This window comes from Xanthomonas sp. LMG 12462, from assembly GCF_009192885.1.
Lineage (GTDB): Bacteria > Pseudomonadota > Gammaproteobacteria > Xanthomonadales > Xanthomonadaceae > Xanthomonas_A > Xanthomonas_A sontii.
This window is the reverse complement of record NZ_NMPP01000006.1, coordinates 44,722-71,576: the sequence shown is the minus strand read 5'-3', so window position 1 is coordinate 71,576 and position 26,855 is coordinate 44,722. Positions and strand designations below refer to the sequence as shown.

At 69.5% G+C, this 26,855-nt stretch carries 22 protein-coding genes; 7 read left to right on the top strand and 15 right to left on the bottom strand.

Annotated features, from left to right (window positions below; translation table 11 throughout):
- Nucleotides 1-22 precede the first annotated feature (22 nt).
- The gene (gene htpG / locus CEK69_RS02280; RefSeq protein ID WP_152243559.1) at nt 23-1,927 is read right to left on the bottom strand and encodes a molecular chaperone HtpG; all 1,905 of its coding nucleotides are present in this window, start codon (nt 1,925-1,927) and stop codon (nt 23-25) included.
- 212 nt (nt 1,928-2,139) lie between these two features.
- Here htpG and rsmD point away from each other — a divergent pair, with 212 nt between their 5' ends.
- The 6 genes from rsmD (at nt 2,140) to CEK69_RS02250 (ending at nt 6,986) form a co-directional block, all read left to right on the top strand.
- Nucleotides 2,140-2,745, top strand: coding sequence for a 16S rRNA (guanine(966)-N(2))-methyltransferase RsmD (gene rsmD, locus CEK69_RS02275; RefSeq protein WP_152243557.1), 606 nt, complete (start codon nt 2,140-2,142; stop codon nt 2,743-2,745).
- Nucleotides 2,742-3,248, top strand: a complete 507-nt coding sequence (gene coaD / locus CEK69_RS02270) for a pantetheine-phosphate adenylyltransferase (protein WP_010342036.1) — start codon at nt 2,742-2,744, stop codon at nt 3,246-3,248. The genes rsmD and coaD overlap by 4 nt, the downstream gene beginning before the upstream one ends.
- A 40-nt stretch (nt 3,249-3,288) precedes the next feature.
- Entirely contained in the window at nt 3,289-3,783 is a 495-nt protein-coding gene (locus CEK69_RS02265; protein ID WP_010342035.1) for a hypothetical protein, read from the top strand.
- 225 nt (nt 3,784-4,008) lie between these two features.
- Nucleotides 4,009-4,293 (top strand): YfhL family 4Fe-4S dicluster ferredoxin, encoded by a 285-nt coding sequence (locus CEK69_RS02260; RefSeq protein WP_017908325.1) that lies wholly within the window; start codon nt 4,009-4,011, stop codon nt 4,291-4,293.
- On the top strand, nt 4,290-6,047 hold the full coding sequence (gene ggt, locus CEK69_RS02255; protein ID WP_152243555.1) for a gamma-glutamyltransferase: 1,758 nt from the start codon (nt 4,290-4,292) through the stop codon (nt 6,045-6,047). Before CEK69_RS02260 ends, ggt begins: the two co-directional genes overlap by 4 nt.
- Nucleotides 6,048-6,092: 45 nt before the next feature.
- Nucleotides 6,093-6,986 (top strand): MBL fold metallo-hydrolase, encoded by an 894-nt coding sequence (locus CEK69_RS02250; RefSeq protein ID WP_152243553.1) that lies wholly within the window; start codon nt 6,093-6,095, stop codon nt 6,984-6,986.
- A gap of 15 nt (nt 6,987-7,001) precedes the next feature.
- Here CEK69_RS02250 and CEK69_RS02245 read toward each other — a convergent pair whose 3' ends face one another.
- From CEK69_RS02245 to CEK69_RS02225, 5 genes are read right to left on the bottom strand one after another with little or no spacing between them, the layout of a single operon-like run.
- Entirely contained in the window at nt 7,002-8,435 is a 1,434-nt protein-coding gene (locus CEK69_RS02245) for a heavy metal sensor histidine kinase (protein WP_152243551.1), read from the bottom strand.
- Nucleotides 8,432-9,115: a heavy metal response regulator transcription factor gene (locus CEK69_RS02240; RefSeq protein WP_152243549.1), complete on the bottom strand. Its 684-nt coding sequence runs from the start codon at nt 9,113-9,115 to the stop codon at nt 8,432-8,434. Before CEK69_RS02240 ends, CEK69_RS02245 begins: the two co-directional genes overlap by 4 nt.
- Entirely contained in the window at nt 9,112-12,264 is a 3,153-nt protein-coding gene (locus CEK69_RS02235; RefSeq protein ID WP_152243547.1) for an efflux RND transporter permease subunit, read from the bottom strand. Before CEK69_RS02235 ends, CEK69_RS02240 begins: the two co-directional genes overlap by 4 nt.
- Nucleotides 12,261-13,463 carry an efflux RND transporter periplasmic adaptor subunit gene (locus tag CEK69_RS02230; RefSeq protein ID WP_152243545.1) on the bottom strand — a complete coding sequence of 401 codons (1,203 nt, stop codon included), beginning with the start codon at nt 13,461-13,463 and terminating at the stop codon, nt 12,261-12,263. Before CEK69_RS02230 ends, CEK69_RS02235 begins: the two co-directional genes overlap by 4 nt.
- Before the next feature lie 3 nt (nt 13,464-13,466).
- The gene (locus tag CEK69_RS02225) at nt 13,467-14,954 is read right to left on the bottom strand and encodes an efflux transporter outer membrane subunit (protein WP_226975007.1); all 1,488 of its coding nucleotides are present in this window, start codon (nt 14,952-14,954) and stop codon (nt 13,467-13,469) included.
- 187 nt (nt 14,955-15,141) lie between these two features.
- Here CEK69_RS02225 and CEK69_RS02220 point away from each other — a divergent pair, with 187 nt between their 5' ends.
- The gene (locus tag CEK69_RS02220; RefSeq protein WP_226975006.1) at nt 15,142-16,872 is read left to right on the top strand and encodes a glycoside hydrolase family 9 protein; all 1,731 of its coding nucleotides are present in this window, start codon (nt 15,142-15,144) and stop codon (nt 16,870-16,872) included.
- Nucleotides 16,873-17,056: 184 nt separating this feature from the next.
- Here the strand turns inward: CEK69_RS02220 and upp are convergent, their stop codons facing one another.
- The 9 genes from upp to CEK69_RS02175 form a co-directional block, all read right to left on the bottom strand.
- Nucleotides 17,057-17,689, bottom strand: a complete 633-nt coding sequence (gene upp / locus CEK69_RS02215; RefSeq protein WP_048489430.1) for a uracil phosphoribosyltransferase — start codon at nt 17,687-17,689, stop codon at nt 17,057-17,059.
- Nucleotides 17,690-17,826: 137 nt separating this feature from the next.
- Nucleotides 17,827-20,007 (bottom strand): methyl-accepting chemotaxis protein, encoded by a 2,181-nt coding sequence (locus tag CEK69_RS02210; RefSeq protein WP_152243541.1) that lies wholly within the window; start codon nt 20,005-20,007, stop codon nt 17,827-17,829.
- Nucleotides 20,008-20,338: 331 nt separating this feature from the next.
- Nucleotides 20,339-20,671: a non-heme iron oxygenase ferredoxin subunit gene (locus CEK69_RS02205; protein ID WP_017909656.1), complete on the bottom strand. Its 333-nt coding sequence runs from the start codon at nt 20,669-20,671 to the stop codon at nt 20,339-20,341.
- Nucleotides 20,668-21,204: a GNAT family N-acetyltransferase gene (locus tag CEK69_RS02200; RefSeq protein ID WP_017909657.1), complete on the bottom strand. Its 537-nt coding sequence runs from the start codon at nt 21,202-21,204 to the stop codon at nt 20,668-20,670. The genes CEK69_RS02205 and CEK69_RS02200 overlap by 4 nt, the downstream gene beginning before the upstream one ends.
- A 161-nt stretch (nt 21,205-21,365) precedes the next feature.
- Complete coding sequence (locus CEK69_RS02195; protein WP_152243539.1) at nt 21,366-22,616, bottom strand: cysteine desulfurase; 1,251 nt, start codon at nt 22,614-22,616, stop codon at nt 21,366-21,368.
- Nucleotides 22,613-23,875, bottom strand: a complete 1,263-nt coding sequence (sufD, locus tag CEK69_RS02190; protein WP_152243537.1) for a Fe-S cluster assembly protein SufD — start codon at nt 23,873-23,875, stop codon at nt 22,613-22,615. The genes CEK69_RS02195 and sufD overlap by 4 nt, the downstream gene beginning before the upstream one ends.
- Nucleotides 23,872-24,639, bottom strand: coding sequence for a Fe-S cluster assembly ATPase SufC (sufC, locus tag CEK69_RS02185; protein WP_017909660.1), 768 nt, complete (start codon nt 24,637-24,639; stop codon nt 23,872-23,874). Before sufC ends, sufD begins: the two co-directional genes overlap by 4 nt.
- Before the next feature lie 165 nt (nt 24,640-24,804).
- Entirely contained in the window at nt 24,805-26,247 is a 1,443-nt protein-coding gene (sufB, locus tag CEK69_RS02180; protein ID WP_017915889.1) for a Fe-S cluster assembly protein SufB, read from the bottom strand.
- A gap of 15 nt (nt 26,248-26,262) precedes the next feature.
- A complete protein-coding gene (locus CEK69_RS02175) occupies nt 26,263-26,721 on the bottom strand; it encodes an SUF system Fe-S cluster assembly regulator (protein ID WP_017913833.1) in 459 nt (152 codons plus the stop codon).
- Nucleotides 26,722-26,855 lie beyond the last annotated feature (134 nt).

Genomic DNA, 26,855 nt, shown 5'->3' with positions numbered 1-26,855 from the left:
TTCGCGACCACATGTCTCAGGCTTACACCGACAACTCCAACAACAGCTTGTTGAGCCGACGTACATACGCCGCCGGGTCCTTCAGGCTGTCGCCAGCCGCCAACGCCGCCTGGTCGAACAGCACCTTCGCCAGATCGCCGAAGCGCTCGCCATCGGCTTCCGCATCCAGCTTCTCGATCAGCGGATGCGCCGGGTTGAACTCGAACACCGGCTTGCTCTCGGGTAGCTTCTGGCCGCTGGCTTCCAGGATCTGCCGCATCTGCAGGCCCAGGTCGCCCTGGCCGATGGCCAGGATCGCCGGCGAGTCGGTCAGGCGGTGCGAGACGCGCACCTCGGAGACATCGTCCTTGAGCACGTTCTGGATGCGCTCGACCAGGCCCTGCTTGGCCTTGGCGGCTTCTTCCTTGGCCTGCTTCTCTTCTTCACTGTCGAGCTTGCCCAGGTCCAGGTCGCCGCGCGCCACGTCGACGAAGGACTTGCCGTCGAACTCGGTGAGGTAGCTCATCAGCCACTCGTCGATGCGGTCGGTGAGCAGCAGCACTTCGATGCCCTTCTTGCGGAACACTTCCAGGTGCGGGCTGTCCTTGATCTGCGCGTAGCTCTCGCCGGTCAGGTAGTACAGCTTGTCCTGACCTTCCTGCATCCGCGCCACGTAGTCGGCCAGCGAGACGTTCTGCGCGCCGTCGCTGCCGTGAGTGGAGGCGAAGCGCAGCAGGCCGGCGATCTTCTCGCGGTTGCCAAAATCCTCGGCCGGGCCCTCCTTCAGCACCTGGCCGAAGTTCTTCCACACGCTCTGGTAGCGCTCGGCGTCGTCCTTGGCCAGCTTCTCCAGCATGTCCAGGGCGCGCTTGGTCAGCGCCGACTTCATCGAGTCGATCACCGGGCCGGACTGCAGGATCTCGCGCGAGACGTTCAGCGGCAGGTCGCTGGAATCGACGATGCCCTTGATGAAGCGCAGGTACAGCGGCAGGAACTGCTCGGCCTGGTCCATGATGAAGACGCGCTGCACGTACAGCTTGAGCCCGCGCGAGGCGTCGCGCTGGTACAGGTCGAACGGCGCGCGGCCGGGCACGTACAGCAGCGAGGTGTACTCCAGCTTGCCCTCGACCTTGTTGTGGCTCCACGACACCGGGTTCTCGTGGTCGTGGGCGATGTGCTTGTACAGCTCCTGGTATTCCTCGTCCTTGATCTCGGTGCGCGGACGCGTCCACAGCGCGCTGGCGCGGTTGACCGTCTCCCATTCCGGGGTTTCCGGCTTGTCCTTGTCCTCGCCGTAGTGTTCCTTGTGAAACTCGATGGGCAGCGCGATGTGGTCGGAATACTTGCGTACGATGCCGCGCAGCTTCCAGCCGTCGGCGAAGTCCTTCTCGTCGTCCTTCAGGTGCAGCACGATGCGGGTGCCGCGCTCGGCCTTCTCGACCGTGGCGACCTCGAACTCGCCTTCGCCGCGCGAGGACCAGTGCACGCCTTCGCTGGCCGGCAGGCCGGCGCGGCGGCTGTACACGTCGACCTGGTCGGCGACGATGAAGGCGCTGTAGAAGCCCACGCCGAACTGGCCGATCAGGTGCGAATCCTTCTTCTGGTCGCCGGACAGGTGCTTGAGGAACTCGGAGGTGCCGGACTTGGCGATGGTGCCCAGGTGCGCCACGATCTCCTCGCGGCTCATGCCGATGCCGTTGTCGTCGATGGTGACGGTGCCGGCGTCCTTGTCGAAGCCGATGCGGATGCGCAGTTGCGCATCGCCGTCCAGCAGCTCCGGCTTGACCAGCGCCTCGAAGCGCAGCTTGTCGGCGGCGTCGGAGGCATTGGAGATCAGTTCGCGCAGGAAGATCTCCTTGTTGGAGTACAGCGAATGGATCATCAGCTGCAGCAGCTGCTTGACCTCGGTCTGAAAGCCCAGGGTTTCTTTTTGGGTTTCCACGCTCATCGGTAGGTGCTCCATGAAGGATGGGCGGCCGCGCGGAGGAGGGCACGGCTCTGCCGGCCGACATGGTGGCGGCTGCGGCCGGCTTCAAGCGCTGGGCTGCGCATACGCGCGACACCGCGCTGGTCTATGATCCGGACCCCGTTTCCGCGCCCGCCGCCCATGCCGTTCCTGCATTCCCCGTCCCGCCTGTCCCGGCCCCTGCGAGGCCGCCGATGAGCCGTCCCGGCGGCGGTCAGGTGCGGATCATCGGTGGGCGCTGGCGCAACACGCGGCTGCCGGTGCCGGACCTGGCCGGGCTGCGCCCGACCTCCGACCGGGTCCGCGAGACCCTGTTCAACTGGCTGCAGCCGGTGCTGCCCGGGGCGCGGGTGCTGGACCTGTTCGCCGGCAGCGGCGCACTGGGGCTGGAGGCGGTGTCGCGCGGTGCGGCCGCTGCGGTGCTGGTCGAACGCGATTTAGGCCAGGCGGCGCAGTTACGCGCCACGGTCGCGCGGCTGCAGGCGCAGGACCAGGTGCAGGTGGTGCAGGGCGATGCGCTGCGCTGGCTGGCCGAGGCGCCGGCCGAGGCCCTGGCGGACATCGCCTTCGTCGACCCGCCGTTCGCCGCCGGGCTGTGGGACACGGTGCTGCAGCGCCTGCCGGCGCGGCTGGCGGCCGATGCCTGGCTGTACCTGGAGTCGCCGGCCGGGCAGGCGCCCGCAGTGCCGGCGCCCTGGGCGCTGTACCGTGAGGGCGGCAGCCGCGAGGTGCGCGCTGCCCTGTACCGGCGCACCGCTGCTACACTTCCCGGCGACCTTCACGCGGTACCCGACGCATGACCGTGGCCCATAGCCGCATCGCCGTCTATCCCGGCACCTTCGATCCGATCACCAACGGCCATATCGATCTGGTCAACCGTGCCGCACCGCTGTTCGAGCAGGTGATCGTGGGCGTGGCGCAGAGCCCCTCCAAGGGGCCGACCCTGCCGCTGGACCTGCGCGTGTCGCTGGCCCGCGAAGCGCTGGCCGGGCACCGCAACGTGGAAGTGCTGGGCTTCGACACCCTGCTGGCGCATTTCGTGCGCTCGGTCGGCGGCGGCGTGCTGCTGCGCGGCCTGCGCGCGGTGTCGGACTTCGAATACGAGTTCCAGATGGCGAGCATGAACCGGCATCTGATCCCGGAGGTGGAGACGCTGTTCCTCACCCCGGCCGAGCAACACAGCTTCATTTCGTCCTCGTTGGTGCGCGAGATCGCGCGCCTGGGCGGGGACGTCTCCGGCTTCGTGCCGCCGTCGGTGGTGCAGGCGCTGGTCCAGGCCCGCCAGGCCGCCGCGCAGCGCTGAGCCGACCACCATTCACTGACGACACAGAGGGAGCCGTTCCATGAACACCACCGCACGCGCGTTGCTGATCGCTTCGCTGGCCCTGGGCTTCACCGCCTGCAAGAAGGAAGAAGCCGCCAAGCCGGCCGCCGACGCGCAGCCCGCGCTGACCGCCCCGGCCAAGGACGACGACGCCGGCTGGAAGAAGTACCTGCAGGAAGTGGCGATCCAGAACATGGGCAACGTCACCAACAGCCCGTTCCTGTACTACCTGCCGCCGGAATCGGATCCGGAGTTCCAGGCCAAGTACGAGCGCCAGGTCGAAAGCGCCACCACCGCCATCGGCCGCGGCATCCAGCCGGGCAACATGCTGGCGTTCGGTTCCTCGGCCTCGGCCAAGATGGCCGATCTGATCGCCGCCGCGTTCGCCAAGGTCGAGGCCAACAGCATGAAGGGCGTGCGCGTGGTCTACATCGGCGCTCCGGCCGACAACGCCCGCGTCGAAGCCGTGGTCAAGCCGACCGGCGCCGACTACATCTTCGTCGAAGCCAAGTAAGCCCTGCGCGGGCCGGCGCGCCGATGCGCGCCGGTTCCGCCATCCCGCGCCGCCCGCAACGGGCGGTCGCGTCGCGAAGTTCCGCTGCGTGCCGCGCCACATCGCGGCAGTTGCCCAAGCCGCTCCGCGCGCTGCATTACAGCGTTCCGCGCCCCGGCGCCGCCTTCGCAGGGCCGTTCCGCCCCGATCCGGTAAACTGCCCGGGTCAGTGCCGAAGTGCGCCACATGTCCCTCAAGATCAACGAGCTCTGCGTCAACTGCGACGTCTGCGAGCCGGCCTGCCCGAACCAGGCCATCGCCATGGGCGAGACGATCTACGTGATCGACCCCGCCCGCTGTACCGAATGCGTCGGCCATTTCGACGAGCCGCAGTGCGTGGTGGTGTGCCCGGTGGAATGCATCGACCCCGACCCGGCCATCCCGGAGACCCACGCGCAATTGCTGGCCAAGCTGCAGCGTCTGCAGCGCGACCACCCCGAGTTGTACCCACAGGAGCCCCCCGCCGCATGAGAAGCCTCGTCCGCCGTGTCCTGCTGCTCGCCCTGGTCCTGACGCCGTCGGCGTGGGCCGAGGCGCCGGTCGCCGAGGCGACCGCCACCGCCCCGGCCGCGCACCCGCCCGGCGCCGCGATCGCCAGCGGCCACCGCCTGGCCACCGAGGCCGGCCTGCAGATCCTGCGCGAGGGCGGCAACGCCTTCGACGCCGCGGTGGCGGTGTCCTCGACGCTGTCGGTGGTCGAACCGATCAGTTCCGGCCTCGGCGGTGGCGGCTTCTTCCTGCTGCACGACGCCAAGACCGGCAAGGACGTGATGCTGGATGCGCGCGAGACCGCGCCGGAATCGGCGACGCCGGCCGCGTTCCTGGACGCCAAGGGCGAGCTGGACCGCGATCGCTCCATCAACGGCCCGTGGTCGGCCGGCATCCCCGGGCTGCCGGCGGCGCTGGTGGAACTGGCGACCAAGCACGGCCGGCTGCCGCTGCGGCAGTCGCTGGCGCCAGCGATCCGCATCGCCCGCGACGGCTTCCCGGTCTACGCGCGCATGGCCGAGGGCTACCAGTCGCGGCGCAAGGTGATGGAGCGCTATCCCGGCACCCGCGAGGTCTACCTGCGCAACGGCCGGCCGATCGCGGTGGGCGACGTGTTCAAGCAGCCGGAACTGGCCAACACGCTGCAACTGCTGGCCGACAAGGGCTTCGACGGTTTCTACCGCGGCGCCACCGCCAAGAAGCTGCTGGCCGGCGTGAAGCAGGCCGGCGGGCGCTGGACCGCCGAGGAACTGGCCGGCTACACGGTCAAGGAACGCACGCCGATCCGCTTCGACTACAAGGGCTGGACGATCACCACCGCGCCGCCGCCGTCCTCCGGCGGCATCGCCCTGGCCAGCATGCTGCAGATCCTGGAGGGCTACGACCTCAAGACCATGGACCCGGTGCACCGCGTGCACCTGACCGTCGAAGCGATGCGCCGGGCCTACCGCGACCGCACCTTCTTCCTGGGCGACCCGGATTTCACCCACGTGCCGCAGCGCATCCTGCTCAGCAAGGACTATGCGGTGGGCCTGCGCTCGACCATCAACCCGGACAAGGCCACGCCCAGCGACCTGCTGTCGGGCCAGCCGACCCCGCTGGAAGACGACGAGACCACGCATTTCTCGATCATCGACGGCGAAGGCAACCGCGTCGGCGCCACCCAGACGGTCAACCTGCTATACGGCTCCGGGCTGATCCCCAAGGGCACCGGCGTGCTGCTCAACAACGAGATGGACGATTTCGCGCTGCGTCCGGGTACGCCCAACGCGTTCGGGGTGATGGGCTACGCGGCCAACGCGCCCAAGCCGGGCAAGCGCCCGCTCAGCTCGATGTCGCCGACCTTCATGGAGAACGCGGACAAGGCCATCGTGCTCGGCACCCCGGGCGGCAGCCGCATCATCACCATGGTGCTGCTCGGCATCCTCGGCTACGACGACGGCCTCACGGCGCAGCAGGTCGCCGCGCTGCCGCGCTACCACCACCAGTGGCTGCCGGACGTGATCGAGGCCGAGACCGGCACCTTCGACGCGGCCACGGCGAAGGGCCTGGAAGCGATGGGGCACACGCTCAAGCTGCCTGGCGACACGGCCGAGGACGGCCACGGCTCCAGCCACGTCTGGGGCAACCTGCAGACCGTGGAATGGGACAAGCGCCGCAACGTGCTCAGCGGCGGCAGCGACCCGCGCAACGAAGTCGGCAGCGCCGAAGTGCTGCAGACCGCGCCGGTGCCCTGACGCGCGTTTTGCGAATCCCCAATCCCCAATCCCGAATCCCCGCCCATGAAACTCTGGTCCATCCAAGGCAACTCGCAGAAACTCGACGGCGGCGCGATGTTCGGCAACGCGCCCAAGGCGATGTGGCAGCAGTGGGCCGCGCCCGACGACGGCAACCGCATCGCGCTGGCCTGCCGCGCGCTGCTGGCCAGTCCGCTGGCCGGCAAGACGGTGCTGTTCGAGACCGGGATCGGCGCGTTCTTCCCGCCGGCGCTGCGCGAGCGCTACGGCGTGCAGGAGGCGCGCCACGTGCTGCTGGATTCGCTGCAGGACGCCGGCTTCGCCCATACCGACATCGACGTGGTGGTGCTGAGCCATTTGCACTTCGATCATGCCGGCGGGCTGCTGGCCGCGTACCGCGAGGGCGCTGCGCCGGAACTGCTGTTTCCCAACGCGCAGTTCCTGGTCGGCGCGGCGCACTGGCAACGCGCGGTGCACCCGCATCCGCGCGACCGCGCCAGCTTCATCCCGGAGCTGCCCGGCCTGCTCGAGGCCAGCGGCCGGCTGGAGCTGGTCGACGGCGAGTATTCGCGCGCGCTCGGCGAGGCGGTGCGATTCCGTTTCAGCGACGGCCACACGCCGGGGCTGATGCTGGCCGAGATCGTCGGCCCCGGCCACGGCGAGGACGGTCAGGCACACGGCGGGGTGGCGTTCTGCGCCGACCTGATCCCGGGCCGCTCGTGGGTGCACGTGCCGATCACCATGGGCTACGACCGCAACGCCGAGCTGCTGATCGACGAGAAGCGTGCGTTCCTGGAAGACGCGCTGGCGCGCGACGTGCGCCTGTTCTTCACCCACGATCCGGACTGCGCGTTGGCGCAGCTCCAGCGCGATGCCAAGGGCCGTTTCGTCACTGCGCACGAAGTGCCGGCGCTGCAGGCGCGCGCACTGGCCGCCTGAGCGAGGCCTTGCGGCTTACCAGCGCAGCGCGGCCTGCGCCGGCACGCCGGCAGCGGTGCCATCCAGCGCCACCGAAAACCCGATCGTGGTGATGCCGTCGCGGTGCTGCGCGAACACGCGCCCGCCGTGCATGCTCGCCACCGCCTTGACGATCGCCAGCCCCAGGCCATGGCTTTCGCGGCTGTTGGCGCGGGCGGCGTCGCCGCGATAGAAGCGGTCGAACAGACGCTGCAGATGTTCGGGCGCCAGCGCCACGCTGGGGTTGGAGAAGGCGATCAGCGCCTCGCCGCCGCGCTGTGCGATCTCCACCACGATTGGCGCTTGACCGGCCGAGTGCTGGATGGCGTTGTGCAGCAGGTTGGACAGCGCGCGCCGCAGCAGCGACTTCTCGACCGGCACCACCACGTCGCCTCGCACCTCCACCTGCAAGCCGGCCTCGTCCAGCAGCACCTCGAAGAACTCCACGGTCTTGCCGACTTCTTCGGCCAGCGACGCGTCCTCGCACTGGCGCGCGCGCTGGCCCTGCTCGGCGCGGGCCAGGAACAGCATGTCGGCGACGATCGCGCGCAGCCGTTCCAGTTCCTCCAGGTTCGACTGCAGTACCTGGCGCAACTGTTGCGCGTCGCGGTGGCGGGTCAGCGCCACCTGGGTCTGGCCGATCAGGCTGGCCAGCGGCGTGCGCAGTTCGTGGGCGACGTCGGCATTGAAGCTTTCCTGCTGCGCATAGGCGGCATCGAGCCGGTCGAAGGCCGCGTTCAACGAGGCGCCCAGGTCTTCCAGTTCGCGCGGCAGCCGCGGCAGGTCCAGGCGCCGCCGGTCGTGCGGGCCGATGCGTTGGGCATCGGCCGACAGCCGCTGCACCGGGCGCAGGCCGAGCTTGGCGGTCCAGTAGCCCAGCGCGCCGACCAGCGCGGTGCCGGCCAGCGTGACCAGTGCCAGTGCGATGTCGAAGCGGCGCCGGGTCAGCGCGAACGGTGCGCTGTCCATCGCCGCGATCAACTGCACCGGCGGGCGCACCGGCGTGGCCGGCAGCGCCTGGCCGATGGCCTGCCACGATAGCGGCTGCGCGTCGGCAATGCCCAGCGCCTGCGGATCGCCGATGCGCACCAGGCCGCTGCGGCCGCGCGTGGCCGCCGCCATCGCCTCGGCGCCGCGCCCGTAGCGGAACGCCGGATCGGCGCTCCACAGCCAGAAGCGCAGGTCCGGCGCGCTGGAGACGCTGGCCAGGCGCGTGCGCGCATGTGCGGCCAGCTCCGGCGAGCGGCTGTTGATCAGCATGTACTGCACCGCCTCCATGCGCGAGCGCAGTTCCTCGCGCTGGTGGCGGCGCAGTTCGTGCTCCAGCACCTGGTGCAGCACCAGCCCGATCAGGGCGAAGCCGAGCAGCGCGGTGGCCGCGAACAGGCCGGCCAGTCGCAGCGCGATCGAGGGCCGCGCCGGCGCGCTCACCCGCTCGCGTCCTCGCGTTCTTCCAGCACGTAGCCCATGCCGCGCACGGTGTGCAGCAGCGGGGCGTCGAACGGCACGTCGATCTTGGCGCGCAGGCGCTTGATCGCCACTTCCACCACGTTGGTGTTGCTGTCGAAGTTCATGTCCCAGACCATCTCGGCGATTGCGGTCTTGGACAGGATCTCGCCCTGGTGCCGGGCCAGCGTCGCCAGCAGCGCGAATTCCTTGGCGGTCAGGTCCAGCCGCTGCCGGCCGCGCATGGCCTTGCGGCTGATCATGTCGATCTGCAGCTCGCCCACGCGCAGCAGCGTGCTCTCCTGGGCGCGGCCGCGCCGCGCCAGCACCTGCAGCCGCGCCAGCAGTTCGATGAAGGAGAACGGCTTGATCAGGTAGTCGTCGGCGCCCTCGCGCAGGCCCTTGACCCGGTCCTCCACGCTGTCGCGTGCGGTCAGCATGATCACCGGCGTGCTCTTCACCGAACGCAGCGAGCGCAGGATGGCGAAGCCGTCCAGGCCCGGCAGCATCGCGTCGAGCACGATCACGTCGAAGTCGTAGTGCAGGGCCAGGTGCTGGCCGTCGATGCCGTCGTAGGCCACGTCGACCGTGCAGCCCTGTTCGCTCAGTCCCTGCTGCAGGTAGTCGGCGGTCTTGCGCTCGTCCTCGACGATCAGCACCTTCATGGCTGCAGCGCCTCCGGCGCGGCAGTGCGTGCGCGACGTGCCTGGCGCCGCTGCAGGTACCAGCCGTGCAGGCGGTCCAGGTACAGGTACACGATCGGCGTGCTGAACAGGGTCAGCAGTTGCGACAGCAGCAGCCCGCCGACCATCGCATAGCCCAGCGGCCGCCGCAGTTCCGAGCCGGCGCCATGGCCGAGCATCAGCGGCAGGCCGCCGAGCAACGCGCACAGGGTGGTCATCATGATCGGCCGGAAGCGCATCAGGCAGGCCTCGAAGATCGCATCGCGCGAGGACAGCCCGCGTTCGCGTTCGGCATGCAGGGCGAAGTCCACCATCATGATCCCGTTCTTCTTGACGATGCCGATCAGCAGGATGATGCCGATCATCGCAATCACGCTCAAGTCGTAGCCGCCGGCCATCAGGATCAGCAGCGCGCCGACGCCGGCCGAGGGCAGGGTGGAGAGGATGGTCAGCGGGTGGATGTAGCTCTCGTAGAGCAGGCCGAGCACGATGTAGACCGCGATCAACGCCGCCAGGATCAGGTACGGCTGGGTGCGCAGCGAGGCGCTGAACGCCTGCGCCGTGCCCTGGAAGCTTCCGCTGAGCGTGGCCGGCACGCGCAGCTGCGCCTGGGCCTGCTGGATCGCGTCCACCGCATCGCCCAGTGCCGCGCCCGGCGCCAGGTTGAAGGAGATGGTCACCGCCGGGAACTGGCCCTGGTGGCTCACCGACAGGTAGCCGGTCTTGCTGGTGTCGAGCGTGGCGAAGGTGGACAGCGGCACCTGCTTGCCGGTCAGCGGCGAGGTCAGGTACAGCCGCTGGAACAGCGACGGATCGCCCTGCAGCGCCGGCGTCACTTCCAGCACCACGTGGTAGCTGTTGAGCTGGGTGAAGTACTGCGCGACCTGGCGCTGGCCGATGGCGTCGTTGATGGTCGCGTCGATCTGCTGCGGGGTGATGCCGAAGCTGGCCGCGCGCTGGCGGTCGATGGTCAGGCTGGCGATCGGCGCGGCGTTCTGCTGGTCGGACGCGACGTCGGTCAGTTGCGGCAGCGCCCGAAATGCCTTCAGCAGCTTCGGCGCCCAGGTGTTCAGCTCGTCCAGGTTGGCGTCGGTCAGGGTGTACTGGTACTGGGTGCGGGCCAGGCGGCCGCCGACGTTGATGTCCTGCCCGGCCTGCATGAACAGGGTGACGCCCTGCACGTGCGCCAGGCGCTTGCGCAGCCGCGCGATCACCTGATCGGCGCTGGCGGTGCGGCCTGCGTCCTTGGGTTTGAGCGCGATCGAGAAGGTGCCGGAGTTGAAGGTGCTGGCGCCGGTCTGCATGCCGAAGGACAGCACGTCCGGATCGCGGCGGATGATGTCGGCCAGTTGCAGCATGCGCGTGCGCATCGCCGCCGAGGACGAATCCTGCGCCGAATCGGCGGTGCCGGAGATGAAGCCGGTGTCCTGCTGCGGGAAGAAGCCCTTGGGCATCACCACGAACAGCGCCACGCTGGTGGTCACGGTCAGCAGGAAGCTGGCCAGGGTCAGCCGCGGGTGCCGCAGCACCGTCTCCAGGCCGCGCCGGTAGGCCGCCAGCAGCGCGTCGAAGCCGCGCTCGAACGCGCGCGCCAGGCGCCCCTGCGCCTGCTCGGCGTGTGGCTTGAGCAGGCGCGCGCACAGCATCGGGGTCAGGGTCAGCGACACCAGCAGCGACACCAGGATGGTCAGGCTCACGGTCACCGCGAACTCGCGGAACAGCCGGCCGACGATGCCGCCCATCAGCAGCAGCGGGATGAACACCGCCACCAGCGACACCGAGATCGAGACCAGGGTGAAGCCGATCTCGGCCGCGCCCTGCAGCGCCGCCTGCAGCGGCGCCATGCCGTCCTCGATGTGTCGGTAGATGTTCTCCAGCATCACGATGGCATCGTCCACCACGAAGCCGACGGCGATGGTCAGGCCCATCAGCGACAGGTTGTCCAGGCTGTAGCCGAGCACGTACATCAGCGCGGCGGTGCCGAGGATCGCCAGCGGTACGGTCAGGCTCGGGATCAGGGTGACCACCGCGCTGCGCAGGAACACGAAGATCACCGCCACCACCAGCACGATCGACAGCAGCAGGGTGAACTCCACGTCCCTGACCGAGGCGCGGATGTTCTGCGTGCGGTCGGCGAGGATCTTGACGCTGACGCTGGGCGGGATCGACGCCATCAGCCTGGGCAGCGCGGCCTTGACCTGTTCCACCGTGTCGATGACGTTGGCGCCGGGCTGCTTGGTGATGGCGATCATGATCGCGCGGCCGTCGACAATGCCGCTGTCGGCCGGCGCGGCGGCGCCGGCGAAGCCCCACGCGGCGATCTTGGCGTTCTCCGGCCCGTCCACCGCGGTGCCGACGTCGCGCACGCGGATCGGCGCGCCGTTGCGCCAGGCCAGCACCGCGTCGTTCCAGGCCTGGCTCTGCAGCAGTTGATCGTTGGTGGAGACAGTGAAGGCCTGGCGCGCGCCGTCGATCGAGCCGGTGGCCGCGTTCACCGTGGTGGTGGCGATCACCGAGCGGATGTCCTCCAGGCTCAGGCCAAGCGCCGCCAGCTTGGCCGGATCCACCTGCACGCGCACCGCCGGCTTCTGCGCACCGTACAGGTTGACCAGGCCCACCCCGGAGATGCGCGAGATCTGCTGCGCGAGCACGTTGTCGGCGTAGTCGTTGACCTGGGTCAGCGGCAACACCCGCGACTGCACCGCCAGGATCAGCGACGCCGATTCGGCCGGGTTGATCTTGCGGAAGCTCGGTGCGCTCGGCAGCCCGCTCGGCAACTGCCCGGACGCGGCGTTGATCGCGGTCTGCACATCGAGCGCGGCAGCGTCGATGTTGCGGTCCAGGTCGAACTGCAGCGTCACCTGGGTCGAGCCGAGCGCGCTGGTCGAGGTCATCTGGCTCAGGCCCGGGATCAGCGACAGCTGCCGCTCCAGTGGCTGTGCCACGTTCGAGGCCATGGTCTGCGGGCTGGCGCCGGGCAGACTCGCCGAGACCTGGATGGTGGGGAAATCGACCTGCGGCAACGGCGCCACCGGCAGCAGCGGCCAGGCCACCAGGCCCAGCAACAGCAGCGCCATGGCCAGCAGCGAGGTGCCGATCGGGCGTTTGATGAAAGCGGCCGAGACGCTCACGCGTGCGCTCCCGCCGCGGCCGGTTTGGCGTGCCTGGCCGGCTTCGCCTCCACTACCTTCGCCCCCGGATGCAGCCGGTACTGCCCATCCACCACCACGCGCTGGCCGGCCTGCAGGCCCTGGCCGATCACGCTCTCGCCATCGGCCTCGTCCAGCACCTGCACCGGTTGGTCGCGCACGCTGCCGTCGCTGCCGACCACGTACACGAACTCGCCGTCCTGGCTGCGCTGCACGGCCGCGCTCGGCACCACCAGCGCGCCGCTGCGCATGCCCAGGGTGATGCGCGCATCCACCGTCTGCCCCGGCCACAGCGTGTGCCCGGAATTGGGGAAGTGCGCCTTCATCGCGATGGTGCCGGTGCTGGTGTCGATCTGGTTGTTGAGCAGGGCCAGCGTGCCGTGCGCCAGCACCTGTCCGCTGCCGTGGTCGACCGCGTCCACGCCGACGCTGGCCGGTGCGGCCTGCAATGCGCGGTTGATCTGCTGGAACGTGCTTTCCGGCAGGGTGAACTGCACGGCGATCGGGTCGATCTGGTTCAGCACCACCAGGCCGCCGGCATCGCTGGCGTGGACGATGTTGCCCGGATCCACCAGGCGCGCGCCGGCGCGGCCGTCGATCGGCGCGCGGATGGTGGTGAAGTCCAGTTGCACCCGCGCGTTGTCGATCGCCGCCGCATCGCTCTGCAGGGTGGCGCGCAGTTGCGTGACCAGGGCCTTCTGCGTGTCCAGGGTCTGGCGGGTGGTGGCGTTGTCCTGCAGCAGTTGCGTGTAGCGCTGCAGGTCGGCCTGCGCATTGCCCAGCTGTGCCTTGTCCTTCGCCAACTGCGCGGTGGCCGCGGCCAGTTGCGCCTGGTCGGTGCGCGGATCCAGTCGTGCCAGCACCTGCCCGGCCTTGACGTCCTGGCCTTCGCTGAAGCCCACGTCGATCAGTTGCCCATCGATGCGCGAGTGCACGGTCACCGAGGCGATCGGCAGCACCGTGCCGATCCCGGTCTGGCGGATCGGCACGTCCTTGCGCAGCACCGGCGCGCTGGTCACCGGCACCGGCGGCGTGGCCTTGGTCGGTGCATGGCGCGGGCGCAACCACACCGCCAGCAGCAGCGCGACCAGCACTGTGGCGGCGACGAATGGCCAGCGCCGCCGTGGCATGGCATGGCGCGGTGGCGGATCGGCAGGGCGGGTGGGCGCGGCGGTGGACATGGGCTACTCCGGGAGGACAGGAGCCGGCGTGGCGCCCGGCGAGGCGCCGCGCACGGCGGGGAGACGGGCGCTGTCCCAGTCGCCGCCCAGCGCGACCAGCAGCGCGACCTGGGCGCCGAACTGGCGCGCTTGCACCTGCAGCAACGTGCGTTGCGCTTCCAGCGCGTTGGCCTGGGCGGTGATCACGGCGCTGTACAGCGCGGTGCCGGCCCGGTATTGGTCCATCAGCACGCGCTCGGCCTGCTGCGCGGCGTCGGCGGCGCGCCGCTGTTGCTGCTCCTCGCGCGCCAGTTCGCGCGTGGCGGCGAGCTGGTCCTCCACGCCCTGGAACGCGCTCAATACGGTCTGCCGGTAGGTCGCCGCGGCCGCGTCGAAGGTGGCTTGCGCCTGCGCGCGCTGCGCGTGGCGGGCGCCGCCGTCGAACAGCGTGCCGGCCAGCGCTGCGCCCACCGCCCAGACCCGGTTCGGCACGCTCAGCAGCGAGGCCAGCCCGGCGCCGTCGTAGCCGCCGCTGGCGCTCAGCGACAGGGTCGGGAACCAGGCCGCCACGGCGATGCCGATGCCGGCATTGGCCGCGGCCATGCGCCGCTCGGCGCCGGCGATGTCCGGGCGCCGCTGCAGCAGTACCGAGGGCAGCGCTTGCGGGGTCGGCGGCAGCGCCGGCAACGGTGCGTCGCTGGCCGCCAGCGAGAATTCGGCGGGGGTGTGGCCGAGCAGCACCGCCAGCGCGTGGTCCAGTTGCCGGCGCGACAGCGCCAGATCGGTCGATGCGGCTTCGGTGCTGTGCAGGGTGGCTTCGGCCGCAGCCACATCGGCGGCGCTGGCGACTCCCGCGCGCACACGGGCCTGGGTCAGCCGCAGCGCGTCGCGATAGCCGGCCAGGGTGCGCTGGTACAGCGCCAGGGTCTGGTCGTCGAAGCGCAGCTGCAGGTAATCGGCGACCACCGCGGCCTGCAGCGACAGCCGCGCCTGCGCCAGATCGGCGGCGCTGGCCTGGGCGTTGTCGCCGGCCTGTTCGACGCTGCGCCGGACCTTGCCCCAGAAGTCAGGCTCCCAACTGGCGCTGAACCCCAGCGTATCGGCGTCGCGCAGCCCCGGCTTGGAGGTGACGCTGCGCTCGCGCGTGGCCGCGGCCTGCACGCCCAGCGTCGGCGCCTCGGCCGCCCGCGCGCTGCCGACCAGCGCCTGCGCCTGCCGATAGCGCGCCTCGGCCTGGCGCAGGGTCTGGTTGGCGCTGTCGGCCTGTTCGACCAGGGCGTCCAGCTGCGGATCGCCATAGCGGGTCCACCATGCCACCGCCGGGTCGGCGGCGGCCGGCGCGGCGGGCGTCCAGCGGCCGTCGGCCTCTTCGAACGGCTGCTGCGCGGCGGCCGGCGGCGCCGGGCGCACGTAGTCCGGGCCGGCCATGCAGCCGCCGAGCAGCAGCACACTCAGCAGCAGCACGAGCGGCGCCAGGCGACGGGAAACGGGCGGTGGGGGCAGGGCGGTCACGGGGCGGCGCCGGCAGCGGGGACAGGCCGTCACCGTAGGAGCCGCATGGCGACCCCACGCTGACGCCTCACTGACGGCGCTGTCAGAAACGCAGCATGCGGCCGTCCAACGCCGCGTCTTGAACCGCTGCCAGCGCGTCCGCAACGTGGCGCTTGCAGCCGTCATCATGGCCGGCCAGTATCGGCGCATGAAGCTGCCCCATGCCCTGTCCTGCCTGTTCCTCGCCTGCCTGTTGCTGGGCGGCTGCACCTCGCATGCCGACACCACCGTGCCGTCGCCGATCCGCCTGAACCAGGTCGGTTTCCTGCCTGCCGCGAGCAAGCTGGCGGTGGTGCCGGATGGGCATGGCGACGCGTTCTCAATTGTGCGCGCCGACAGCGACGAGGTGGTGCTGCGCGGCACCCTCGGCGCCGCCGCGGCGTGGCCGCCGGCGCAACAGACCGTGCGCATCGCCGATTTCTCCGCGTTGCGCACGCCGGGCCGCTACCGCCTGCAGGTCGACGGCCTGCCGCCCTCGGACAGCTTCGCCATCGGCGAAGACGCCTACAACGCGCTGTCGCGCGCCGCGCTCAAGGCCTACTACTACAACCGCGCCAGCACCGCGCTGGACGGCACCTACGCCGGCCGCCACGCGCGCGCTGCCGGCCATCCCGACGACCACGTGCTGGTGCATGCCTCGGCGGCCTCGCCCGAGCGCCCGGCCGGCACCGTGATCGCCGCGCCCAAGGGCTGGTACGACGCCGGCGACTACAACAAGTACGTGGTCAGCTCCGGCATCACCGTCTATACCCTGCTGGCCGCCTACGAGCAGTTCCCCACCTACTTCAGCACGCACCCGGAAGGCATTCCCGACAGCGGCGGCGACGTGCCGGACATCCTGCGCGAGGTCGACTGGAACCTGCAGTGGCTGCTGGCGATGCAGGACCCGCACGACGGCGGCGTGTACCACAAGCTCACCAACCTGGACTTCGCCGGCATGCAGATGCCGGACCAGGCGCGCGCGCCGCGCTACGTGGTGCAGAAGAGCACCGCCGCCACGCTCGACTTCGCCGCGGTGATGGCCCAGGCCAGCCGCATCTACGCGCCGTACGATGCGCAGTTCGGCGGCATCTCCACGCGCATGCTGGAGGCCTCGCGGCGCGCCTGGGCGTGGGCGCAGGCGCATCCGGACGTGACCTACAAGCAACCGGCCGACGTGCATACCGGCGCCTACGAGGACACCCGGTTCGACGACGAGTTCGCCTGGGCCGCGACCGAGTTGTACCTGGCCACCGCCGACGACGCCTTCTACGAGGCGGCGATGGCGCGCAAGGTGCCGGCCAGCGTGCCCGACTGGCGCCAGGTCGGCGGGCTGGCGTGGATGTCGCTGGCGCAGCACCGCGCGCGGCTGACCCCGCGTGCCGACCAGGCGCGCATCGCCGACGAGATCGAGGGTCTGGCCGATCACCTGGTGCAGGTGTGGCAGGGCTCGGCCTGGCGCGTGACCATGCGCGACGCCGATTTCCACTGGGGCAGCAACGCCACCGCGATGAACCAGGCGATGATGCTGCTGCAGGCCTACCAGCTGCAGCACAAGCCCGAATACCTGCAGGCCGCGCAGTCGCAGCTGGACTACGTGCTCGGCCGCAACCCGCTGGGCATGTCCTTCGTCACCGGCATCGGCGCGCGCTCGCCGATGCACATCCACCATCGCATCTCCATCGCCGACGGCGTCGCCACGCCGGTGCCGGGATGGCTGGTGGGCGGTCCGCAGCCGGGGCAGCAGGACGCCGACGCGTGCAAGCACGCCTACACGTCGTCGTTGCCGGCGCTGTCGTACCTGGACAAGGAATGCAGCTACGCCACCAACGAAGTGGCGATCAACTGGAATGCGCCGCTGGTGTACGTGAGTGCCGCGCTGCAGGTGCTGCAGCGCTGATGCTGGACGGCGCGGATGGCGCCGCTTAGGGCGTGTCACCGATTCCCGAGTATGCCGCGCCGCGATTGCGCGCGCCCATGGCCGCGTTATCGCTCGGGCGTGGACGCACATCCACTTCCTCGTTCTTCCTTGCCACAGGCATGCGCAACCGCGGCGCGGCATGCTCGGGGATTGATGACACGCCCTAGCCCAGACGGGTGCCGAAGATGCGGTCGCCGGCGTCGCCCAGGCCTGGCAGGATGTAGCCCTTCTCGTTGAGATGGTCGTCGATGGCGGCGGTGTACACCTCCACGTCCGGATGCGCCGCTTCCAGCGCCTGCAGGCCCTCCGGCGCGGCGACCAGGAAGATGCCCTTGATCCGCCGCGCGCCGGCGCGCTTGAGCATGTCCACGGTGGCGATGAGGGTGCCGCCGGTGGCCAGCATCGGATCCAGGATCAGCGCGTCGCGCTCCTCCAGTCGTCCGGTGAGACGTTCGAAGTAGGGCACCGGTTGCAGCGTCTCCTCGTCGCGCTGCAGGCCGACCACGCTGACCCGTGCCGCGGGAATCAGCGCCAGCACGCCGGGCAGCATGCCCAGCCCGGCACGCAGGATCGGCACCAGGGTGATCTTGGCGCCGGCGATGCGCTGCACCTGGGTCGGGCCGGCCCAGCCGTCCATGGTGTGGGTCTCGGTCTCCAGGTCGGCGGTGGCCTCATAGCCGAGCAGGGTGCCCAGCTCGGTGACCAGTTCGCGGAAGCCCTTGGTGCTCAGCGCCGCGTCGCGCAACAGGCCGATCTTGTGCTGTACCAGCGGGTGGCGGACTTCGACGATCTTCATGGGCGCGCTCGCAAGGGGGAGGCGCACAGTGTGCCGCAGCCGGCTCCGGCGCCGCCAGGTGTGGGCGCCAGCGCATGCCGCGAAGATGGCCTGCGGCGCGCCGATCGTGCGCGCCGCAGGCCATGCCGAGACACCACTCAGGCCGCGGGTTCGAGCGCCTCGGCGTGCGCTCGGGCGCGCTGCACGGTCACGGTGCGCGCCATGCCCGGCGACGCGTTGCCGCCCGCCTCGATCTTGAACAGCGCCACCGCCTGGGTGAGTTGGCCGGCCTGGTCTTCCATCGAGCGCGCCGCCGCCGTGGCTTCCTCCACCAGTGCCGCATTCTGCTGGGTGGCCTCGTCCATCTGGGTGACGGTCTGGTTGACCTGCTCGATGCCCGCCGACTGTTCCTGCGACGCCGCCGAGATCTCGCCCATGATGTCGGTCACACGCTGCACCGAGCCCACGATCTCCTGCATGGTCTTGCCGGCCTGGTCGACCAGGGCAGATCCCTCGGCAACGCGGCCGACCGACTCGTCGATCAGCGTCTTGATCTCCTTGGCGGCGTTGGCCGAGCGCTGCGCCAGGGTCCTGACTTCGGTGGCGACGACCGCGAAGCCGCGGCCCTGGTCGCCGGCGCGGGCGGCTTCGACCGCGGCGTTGAGTGCCAGGATGTTGGTCTGGAAGGCGATGCCGTCGATCACCGAGATGATGTCGGCGATCTTCTTCGACGAGGCCTCGATGCCGCTCATGGTTTCGACCACCTGGCCCACCACCATGCCGCCCTGCGAGGCCACCGAGGCGGCACCGACCGCCAACTGGTTGGCCTGGCGGGCGTGTTCGGCGTTCTGGCGCACGGTCGAGGTCAACTCTTCCATCGAGGCTGCGGTTTCCTCAAGGCTGGCGGCCTGCTGCTCGGTGCGGCGCGACAGGTCGTCGTTGCCGCTGGCGATCTCGCCGGCGGCGGCGCTGATGCTGCTGGCCGCGGTCTGGATGCGCGCGACGATGCCGGTCAACTGGTCGGTGGTGGCGTTGGCGTCCTCGCGCATCCGTGCGAACACGCCGTGGAAGTCGCCATGCATGCGGGTGGTGAGGTCGCCGGCAGCGATGGACTGCAGCAACGCCGACAGCTTGCCCAGATTGACGTCGCTGACCTCCATCATCGCGTTGAGGTCCTGCACCATCAGGCGGAAGTCGTGCTGGAAACTGGCCGCATCGCCGCGGGCGCTGAAGTCGCCGGCCGCCGCTGCGGCGGCCAGGCGCTTGATCTCGGTATTGATCGCCAGCAGGCTGGCCTTGGCCGCATCCATCGACTCGTGCAGCACCGCACGGCTGCCGGGCAGCCGGCGCGCATCGCGGCGCAGATCGCCGTTGGCGTATTCGTTGAGGATCTCGACCGCCTCGACGATGGCGTCCAGGTGCTCGAACATCATGGTGTTGATGCCTTTGCTCAGTTCGCCGTACACGCCGGGGAAGTCCTGCGGCATGCGGTGGCTGATGTCCTTGTCGGCGTGCAGCTCGATCATCAGAACGGTCTCGCGGGAGAAGCGTTGCAGCTGGTTTTGCATGCGGCCCATCGCCAGCAGCAGGCGGCCGGGCTCGTCGCGCGCGTCGGTGGCCACGTCGTTGTCCAGGCGGCCCTCGGCGATGGCCTCGGCGGCGCGGGTCGCGCGGGCCAGCGGCACGGTCAGGCTGCGGGTGATCAGCCAGGCCAGCAGGCTGCTGACCAACACCACGGCCAGGCCGCCGGCGATCAGCAGGAAGCGGCCGCGTGCCATCACCGCGGTCGCGTCGGCATAGGCCTGTTCGCCGTTGTGGCGCTGCCATCCGGCGTAGGCGCCGATCGCTTCGCGCCAACGCTGGGTGGCCGGCGCCGCCTGCTGCAGCAGCACCTTCATCGCGTCGTCGGACTTGTAGGTCAGGCCCAGTTCCAGCACTTGCTGGTTGACCTCGCTCGCCTGCGCGTAGGTCCGGTTCATCTGCTCGCGCAAGGCGCGATCGCGCGCGCTGGTGGCGGGGATGGCGAACAGCTTGGTGCAGTATTCGCGATAACGGCGCAGTTCCGTCACCATGATCTTGGCGAAGGCGATGTTCTCTTCCTGCGTGGTCGGCAGCACGATGTTGCGCAACTGGATGCCGATGTCCGAGCTGGCATCGAGCATTTCGTTGGTATAGACGATGCTGGACACGGTGCGGCGGGCGACGGTGTCCAACTGGCTGCGCGCCTGCGACAGGGTGACCAGGCCGCCGACCACCAGCCCGCAGGACAGCAGGATGAGCAGGCCGAACGCGATGGAGAGGCGTCTGGAGACGTTAAAGCGGTGCAGAAGAGCGGTCATGCTCTGGTCCTAGCAAGGGGGATGGGAGTACCAGGGGTGGTCGCATAAATAACCGATACGAAATGCAACGGATATTTCACGTAATCGTGACGAAGTTGCATATCCGTCTACATCGTCTCCCCTAGCGGCCGAGGGATCGGGATCTTGAATCGGATCGATCGAGATGGCCTTTCCATCCCGGTTGCCGCCTTGCCGGCGCGCACGCACAACGTGCCAGCAAGCGTTGCGCTTGCTGCAGGTAAGGGCGCTTGATGTGGCGATCGCCGTGAGCGGCGCTGCAGAGATGGCGAAGGACGCGGTCAGCGCCGGGTCGCGACGAAAACGCGCGGCTTCAACCGCGGTCGTCGCGCGTCCACAGCCCGCCGTGTTCGGACTTCACCGGAAACTTCGGCACCGGGCCGTAGGCCGGCGCGCACAGGGCGCGGCCGTCGCGCACGTCGAAGCGGGCGCCGTGCAGCACGCATTCGATGCTGCCGGCAGCAGGGTCGAAGGTGCCGGGGGACAGCTCGTAGTCCTCGTGGCTGCAGCGGTCTTCCAGCGCATAGAACTGACCATCGAAGTTGAACACCACGATCGGCGTGTCGGTCACTTCGTCCCACACCGTCTTCATTTCGCCGGGCGCCAGTTCGCCGTCGGCGCAGACGAAGGTCCAGGTCTCGCTCATGCGGCACCGCCCAGCGGCTTTTCCAGCACCTCGAAACGCAGGTCGTCGCGCTTTGGCAGGCCGAAGCGCGCGTCGCCGTACGGAAACGGCTTCTTGATGCCGGTGCGACGATAGCCACGGCGCTCATAGAAGGCGATGAGTTCCTCGCGCAGATCGATCACGGTCATCCGCATCAGCGGCAACCGCCATTCCTGCCAGGCGATGCGTTCGGCCTCGGCCAGCACGGTCTTGCCCAGGCCGCTGCCCTGCGCCTGCGGCTGCACCGAGAACATGCCGAAATAGCCGGCGCCGTCCTCGTCGGCGACATGCGCGCAGGCGATCAATTCGCCATCGCGCTCGGCCAGCAACACCAGGCTGCGCGGACGCAGGATGTCGGCGCGCAGCACCTCGCGGTCGATGCGGTTGCCGTCGAGCAGGTCGGCTTCGGTGGTCCAGCCGACGCGGCTGCTGTCGCCGCGATAGGCCGAGGTGACCAGGGCGGCGATGGCGTCGAGATCGTCGACGGTGGCGGTGCGGAAGGTGAGGGTGTGCATGGGCCGATTCTAGGGCGTGCCGCCGGGAATGGGGAATGGTGAATCGGGAATCGAAATTCGCGCTCTCAAGGAGGCGAGGACACGTTTTGCCCGCTAGGCACAGTCCGTACGTGGAGCGCTTTGCCGATTCCCGATTCCCTGCTCCCGATTCTCAGCTTCAATCACCCCAACAGCGCCCGCACCTTCCGCAACGCCGCCACGAAACGCTCGATCTCGGCGTGCGTGTTGTAGAACGCCAGCGAGGCGCGGCAGGTGGCGGCGACGCCGTAGAACTGCAGCAGGGGGTGCGCGCAGTGCTGGCCTGAGCGCACGGCCACGCCTTCCAGGTCGAGCAGGGTGGCCAGGTCGTGGGCGTGGGCGCCCTCGATCAGGAACGAGACCACCGCGGCCTTGCCCGGTACGGTGCCGAACAGGCGCAGGCCGTCGATCCGCTGCAGTTCCTCGGTGAGGTGCGCGAGCAGTTCGGCCTCGCGCGCTTCCACGTGCTGCAGTCCGATCCCCTGCAGATAGTCCACCGCCGCGCCGAGGCCGACGAAGCCGGCGATGTTCGGAGTACCAGCCTCGAACTTGTGCGGCGGGTCGTTGAACACGGTGCCGTCGAAGCTGACTTCCTTGATCATCTCGCCGCCGCCCAGGAACGGCGGCATCGCCTGCAGGTGCTCGCGCCGCGCCCACAGCGCGCCGGTGCCGGTCGGGCCGCACATCTTGTGGCCGGTGATGGCGTAGAAGTCGCAGCCGATCGCGGCCACGTCCAGCGGCCGGTGCGGCGCGGCCTGCGACCCGTCGATGACGCTGACGATGCCGCGCTTGCGCGCCTCGCGGCAGATCTCGCGCACCGGGTTGACCGTGCCCAGCACGTTGGAGACGTGCGCCAGGGCCAGCAGCTTGACGTCGGCTGTCATCGCCGCGCGCAGCGCGTCCAGGTCCAGCGCGCCGTCGGCGGTGATCTCGGCGACCTTGACCGTGGCGCCGGTGCATTGCGCGACCAGTTGCCAGGGCACGATGTTGGCGTGGTGCTCCATGCGCGACACCAGGATGGTGTCGCCGGCGCGCAGCCGCGGCAGTGCCCACGAGTACGCCACCAGGTTCAGCGCGAAGGTGGCGCCGCTGCACAGCACCAGCTCGTCGGCGCGCACGTTGAGGAAGCGGGCCAGCCGGGTCCGCGCGCCCTCGTAGGCCTCGGTCGCCTCGCTGCCGAGCGCGTGCACCGCGCGACTGACGTTGGCGTTGTGGCGGCGATAGAACGCATCGGTCGCCGCGATCACCTGCAGCGGCTTTTGCCCGGTGTTGGCGTTGTCGAAGTACACCAGCGGCTTGCCGTGCACTTCCCGCATCAGCAGCGGGAAGTCGCGGCGGACCGCATCCCAGTCCGGCGCCTGCGGCGTGGCGCTGTGCACGGCGGGCCCGTTCATGCCACGCCCGCGTCGCTCAGCGCCCGCTCCAGCCGCGCCAGCAGGCCTTCGCCCAGCGCCGGTTCCAGCGCGCCGACCGGCTCGCGGCAGAACGCGGCAGTCAGCAGTTGCTGCGCGCGTTCCTGCGGCAGCCCGCGCGAGCGCAGGTAGAACAGCGCATTGGCATCGAGCTGGCCGACGGTGGCGCCGTGCGCGGCCTTGACCTCGTCGGCATCGATCACCAGCACCGGCTGGGTGTCGATCTCGGCGTCGGCGGACAGCAGCAGGTTCTTGTTCGACAGCGCCGCGTCGGTGCCGTCGGCGCCGTGGCGGATGCGGATGCCGCCATGGAAGGCCACGCGGCTGCGCCCGGTGGCGACACCGCGCCACAGCAGCTCGCAGGCGGTGTCGCGGGCGATGTGCTCGATGCCCAGGCGGGTGTCGAGCTGGCGCCGGCCGTTGCCGAGCAGCACGCCGTTGGCGACCAGTCGGGCGTTGTCGCCCTCCAGGCGCACGTTGAGTTCGTGCCGGGCCAGCGCGCCGCCCAGTTCGAGGTCCACACGCCGGTACTGCGCGTCGCGCGCCAGCACCGCATCGGTACGCAGCAGCGCGGTGACGCCGGCCGCCTCGTCCTGCACGCGGGCGTGGCTCAGTTGCGCGCCGGCGGCCAGGTGCACGTGCGCCAGGCTGTTGCTCAGGTGCGCGGCATCGCTGCCATGCAGATGATGCTCGACCAGTGCCAGCGTCGCGTCCTGGCGCAGTTCGATCAGGTGGCGGTGGTGCCAGGCCAGGTCGGCCTCGGCGGCGGTGGAGACGAAGACCAGGTGCAGCGGCTGCTCCACGCGCACGCCGGCGTCCACCCGCAGCACGCAGCCTTCGTCGGCGAGGGCGGCGTTGAGCTGGGCGAACACCTCGTCGCTGCGTTCGAAGCGGCGGCCGAGGAAGCGCATGGCATCGTCACCGCTGCGCAGGATGGTCGACAGCCGCTGCAGCTCCACCCCGGCCGGCAGGTCGCTCAGATCCGACAGCGCATCGCTGGCGCGGCCGTTGACGAACACCAGGCGCGGCGCCGGGATACCGTCGAGCAAGGCCGCGTCCACCGCCGGCGCGTTCTGCGGTGCAGGCGCGAAGCTGCGCCGTTCCAGTGCGCGCAGCGAGGTGTACTTCCAGGCTTCGCTGCGCGTGCCGGGCAGGCCGTCGCGCAGCGCCTGCTCCAGCGGCGCGCGGCGTGCGGCATCGCCGTGGAACGCGGCGGCCAGCGAGTCGAGCAGGGCGCTCATTGCACCGCCGCCTCGGGCGCCACGCGCTCCTTCAGCCAGGCATAGCCGTGCGCTTCCAGCTCCAGCGCCAGCTCGGGGCCGCCGGTCTGCACGATGCGGCCGTCGGCCAGCACATGCACCACGTCCGGCTTGATGTAGTCGAGCAGGCGCTGGTAGTGGGTGATCACCACGAACGCGCGCTCCGGCGAGCGCAGCGCGTTGACGCCTTCGGCCACGGTCTTGAGCGCGTCGATGTCCAGGCCGCTGTCGGTCTCGTCGAGGATCGCCAGCTTCGGTTCCAGCACCGCCAGCTGGAAGATCTCGTTGCGCTTCTTCTCGCCGCCGGAGAAACCCTCGTTGACGCCGCGATGCAGCAGTTCGTCCTTCAGGTGCAGCACCGCCAGCTTCTGCCGGACCAGCTTGAGGAACTGCATCGAATCCAGCTCGGCCTCGCCACGCGCCTTGCGCTGCGCGTTGAGCGCGGCGCGCAGGAAGTAGGTGTTGTTCACGCCGGGGATTTCCACCGGGTACTGGAAGGCCAGGAACAGGCCGGCAGCGGCGCGCTCCTCCGGTTCCAGTTCGAGCAGGTCGGCATCGTCGAAGCGCACGCTGCCGTTGGTGACTTCATAGCCGTCGCGGCCGGCCAGCACGTTGCCCAGGGTGGACTTACCGGCGCCGTTGGGGCCCATGATGGCGTGCACTTCGCCCGGCTTCACCTGCAGCGACAGGCCCTTGAGGATGTCCTTGCCGGCGACGGAGGCGTGGAGGTTTTCTATGGTGAGCATGGGATGGTCCGTCAGAATTCTTTGATGTAGCCCCTCTCCCACCGGGAGAGGGGTTGGGGTGAGGGTGCGGTGCGAAGCATCTCGCGGGTTTGGGTGTGCGAGGCTGCGCACGTACCCTCATCCGGCGCTTCGCGCCACCTTCTCCCAGAGGGAGAAGGAAAGGCGTCAGCCGACCGAGCCTTCGAGCGAGACTTCCAGCAGCTTCTTGGCTTCCACCGCAAACTCCATCGGCAGTTCGCGGAACACCTGCTTGCAGAAGCCATCGACGATCATCGACACCGCGTTTTCCTGGTCGATGCCGCGGGCACGACAGTAGAACAACTGGTCGTCGCTGATCTTGGAGGTGGTGGCCTCGTGCTCGACGGTCGCGGTCGGATGCTTGACCTCGATGTACGGGAAGGTATGCGCGCCGCACTGTTTGCCGATCAGCAGCGAGTCGCACTGGGTGTAGTTGCGCGCGCCCTCGGCACTGCGCTCCACCTTGACCAGGCCGCGGTAGGTGTTCTGCCCGCGGCCGGCGCTGATGCCCTTGCTGACGATCTTGCTCTTGGTGCGCTTGCCGACGTGGATCATCTTGGTGCCGGTGTCGGCCTGCTGGCGGTGATGGGTCAGCGCCACCGAGTGGAACTCGCCCACCGAGTCGTCGCCCAGTAGCACGCAGGACGGGTACTTCCAGGTGATCGCCGAACCGGTCTCGACCTGGGTCCAGGTGATCTTGCTGCGCGCGCCGCGGCATTCGCCGCGCTTGGTCACGAAGTTGTAGATGCCGCCGCGGCCTTCCTCGTCGCCCGGGTACCAGTTCTGCACGGTGGAGTACTTGATCTCCGCGTCCTCCAGCGCCACCAGCTCGACCACCGCCGCGTGCAGCTGGTTCTCGTCGCGCATCGGCGCGGTGCAGCCTTCCAGGTAGGACACGTAGGCCTTGTCCTCGCACACGATCAGGGTGCGCTCGAACTGGCCGGTGTGGCCGGCGTTGATGCGGAAATAGGTGCTCAGCTCCATCGGGCAGCGCACGCCCTTGGGGATGAACACGAAGCTACCGTCGGAGAACACCGCCGAGTTGAGCGCGGCGAAGAAGTTGTCGCCGACCGGCACCACGCTGCCCAGGTACTGCCTGACCAGCTCCGGGTGTTCCTTGATCGCCTCGGACATCGAGCAGAAGATCACGCCCTTCTCGGCCAGTTCCTTGCGGAAGGTGGTGCCGACCGAGACCGAATCGAACACCGCGTCCACCGCCACGCCGGCCAGCTTGGCGCGCTCGTGCAGCGGCACGCCCAGCTTGTCGTAGGTGTCCAGCAGCTCCTTCGGCACCTCGTCCAGCGAGGCGTACTTCGGGCCCTTGGGCGCGGAGTAGTAGCTCAGCGCCTGGAAGTCGATCGGCGCGATGTCCAGCTTGGCCCAGTGCGGCATCGGCATCTTCAGCCAGTGCCGGTAGGCGGCCAGGCGCCACTCGGTCATCCATTCCGGCTCGTCCTTCTTCACGGACAGGGCGCGCACGACGTCCTCGTTCAGGCCGGGCAGGAACGAATCGGATTCGATGTCGGTGACGAAGCCGGCGTCGTAGCGACGTCCCAGCCGTTCCAGGATTTCAGCGTTTTCGGTGGCCATGGGGCTGCCTACAGGTCAGGTGGTCGCGAACCGCACGGCGATGGGACGCCGTTTCGGATCGCCGGAGGGGGGGAGGGGGTGAAGCATCTGCGCCAGGGTCACGCCGCGCAGCGCATCGGCGACCACGTCGTTGATCAACCGCCAGTTGGAACGCACGCCGCAGGTCTGGGCGATGCTGCACTGGCTGCCGTGGTGGCTGCATTCGGTGATCGCCAGCGGGCCTTCCATCGCCTCGACGATCTGGATCAGGGTGATGGCGTCGGCCGGGCGTGCCAGCCGGTAGCCGCCGCGCACGCCGCGCAGGCCCTCGACCAGGCCGGCCTGGGCCAACGGCTTGAGCAGCTTGCTGACCGTGGGCGGCTCCAGCCCGGCCTGTTCGGCCAGTTCGGTCGCGCTCAGCACTTCGTTCGGACGCGCGGCGAGCACGGTCAGCACGACGGTGGCGTAATCGGTGAGCTTGGTGACGCGGAGCATGGAGACGCGGTGGTTTTTCAATGCGGACCGAAATTGTACTCTTTTGCGCCGCAGCGTCCAACCGGGCCATTCATCTTTTCTTTCGATCGCGGCGATTGGGCGATCGCGGCGGCCGCGGTCGCCGGACCGGGAGG

What these genes read in the sequence shown, in the direction of transcription:
- CEK69_RS02265 (WP_010342035.1), top strand. Translation starts at nt 3,289, where the DNA reads ATGAACACCACCGCACGCGCGTTGCTGATCGCTTCGCTGGCCCTGGGC.
- CEK69_RS02260 (WP_017908325.1), top strand. Translation starts at nt 4,009, where the DNA reads ATGTCCCTCAAGATCAACGAGCTCTGCGTCAACTGCGACGTCTGCGAG.
- sufB (WP_017915889.1), bottom strand. Translation starts at nt 26,247, where the DNA reads ATGGCCACCGAAAACGCTGAAATCCTGGAACGGCTGGGACGTCGCTAC.
- CEK69_RS02175 (WP_017913833.1), bottom strand. Translation starts at nt 26,721, where the DNA reads ATGCTCCGCGTCACCAAGCTCACCGATTACGCCACCGTCGTGCTGACC.
- ggt (WP_152243555.1), top strand. Translation starts at nt 4,290, where the DNA reads ATGAGAAGCCTCGTCCGCCGTGTCCTGCTGCTCGCCCTGGTCCTGACG.
- CEK69_RS02195 (WP_152243539.1), bottom strand. Translation starts at nt 22,616, where the DNA reads ATGAACGGGCCCGCCGTGCACAGCGCCACGCCGCAGGCGCCGGACTGG.
- CEK69_RS02205 (WP_017909656.1), bottom strand. Translation starts at nt 20,671, where the DNA reads ATGAGCGAGACCTGGACCTTCGTCTGCGCCGACGGCGAACTGGCGCCC.
- CEK69_RS02240 (WP_152243549.1), bottom strand. Translation starts at nt 9,115, where the DNA reads ATGAAGGTGCTGATCGTCGAGGACGAGCGCAAGACCGCCGACTACCTG.
- sufD (WP_152243537.1), bottom strand. Translation starts at nt 23,875, where the DNA reads ATGAGCGCCCTGCTCGACTCGCTGGCCGCCGCGTTCCACGGCGATGCC.
- CEK69_RS02200 (WP_017909657.1), bottom strand. Translation starts at nt 21,204, where the DNA reads ATGCACACCCTCACCTTCCGCACCGCCACCGTCGACGATCTCGACGCC.
- coaD (WP_010342036.1), top strand. Translation starts at nt 2,742, where the DNA reads ATGACCGTGGCCCATAGCCGCATCGCCGTCTATCCCGGCACCTTCGAT.
- CEK69_RS02250 (WP_152243553.1), top strand. Translation starts at nt 6,093, where the DNA reads ATGAAACTCTGGTCCATCCAAGGCAACTCGCAGAAACTCGACGGCGGC.
- CEK69_RS02220 (WP_226975006.1), top strand. Translation starts at nt 15,142, where the DNA reads ATGAAGCTGCCCCATGCCCTGTCCTGCCTGTTCCTCGCCTGCCTGTTG.
- CEK69_RS02230 (WP_152243545.1), bottom strand. Translation starts at nt 13,463, where the DNA reads ATGTCCACCGCCGCGCCCACCCGCCCTGCCGATCCGCCACCGCGCCAT.
- upp (WP_048489430.1), bottom strand. Translation starts at nt 17,689, where the DNA reads ATGAAGATCGTCGAAGTCCGCCACCCGCTGGTACAGCACAAGATCGGC.
- rsmD (WP_152243557.1), top strand. Translation starts at nt 2,140, where the DNA reads ATGAGCCGTCCCGGCGGCGGTCAGGTGCGGATCATCGGTGGGCGCTGG.
- htpG (WP_152243559.1), bottom strand. Translation starts at nt 1,927, where the DNA reads ATGAGCGTGGAAACCCAAAAAGAAACCCTGGGCTTTCAGACCGAGGTC.
- sufC (WP_017909660.1), bottom strand. Translation starts at nt 24,639, where the DNA reads ATGCTCACCATAGAAAACCTCCACGCCTCCGTCGCCGGCAAGGACATC.
- CEK69_RS02210 (WP_152243541.1), bottom strand. Translation starts at nt 20,007, where the DNA reads ATGACCGCTCTTCTGCACCGCTTTAACGTCTCCAGACGCCTCTCCATC.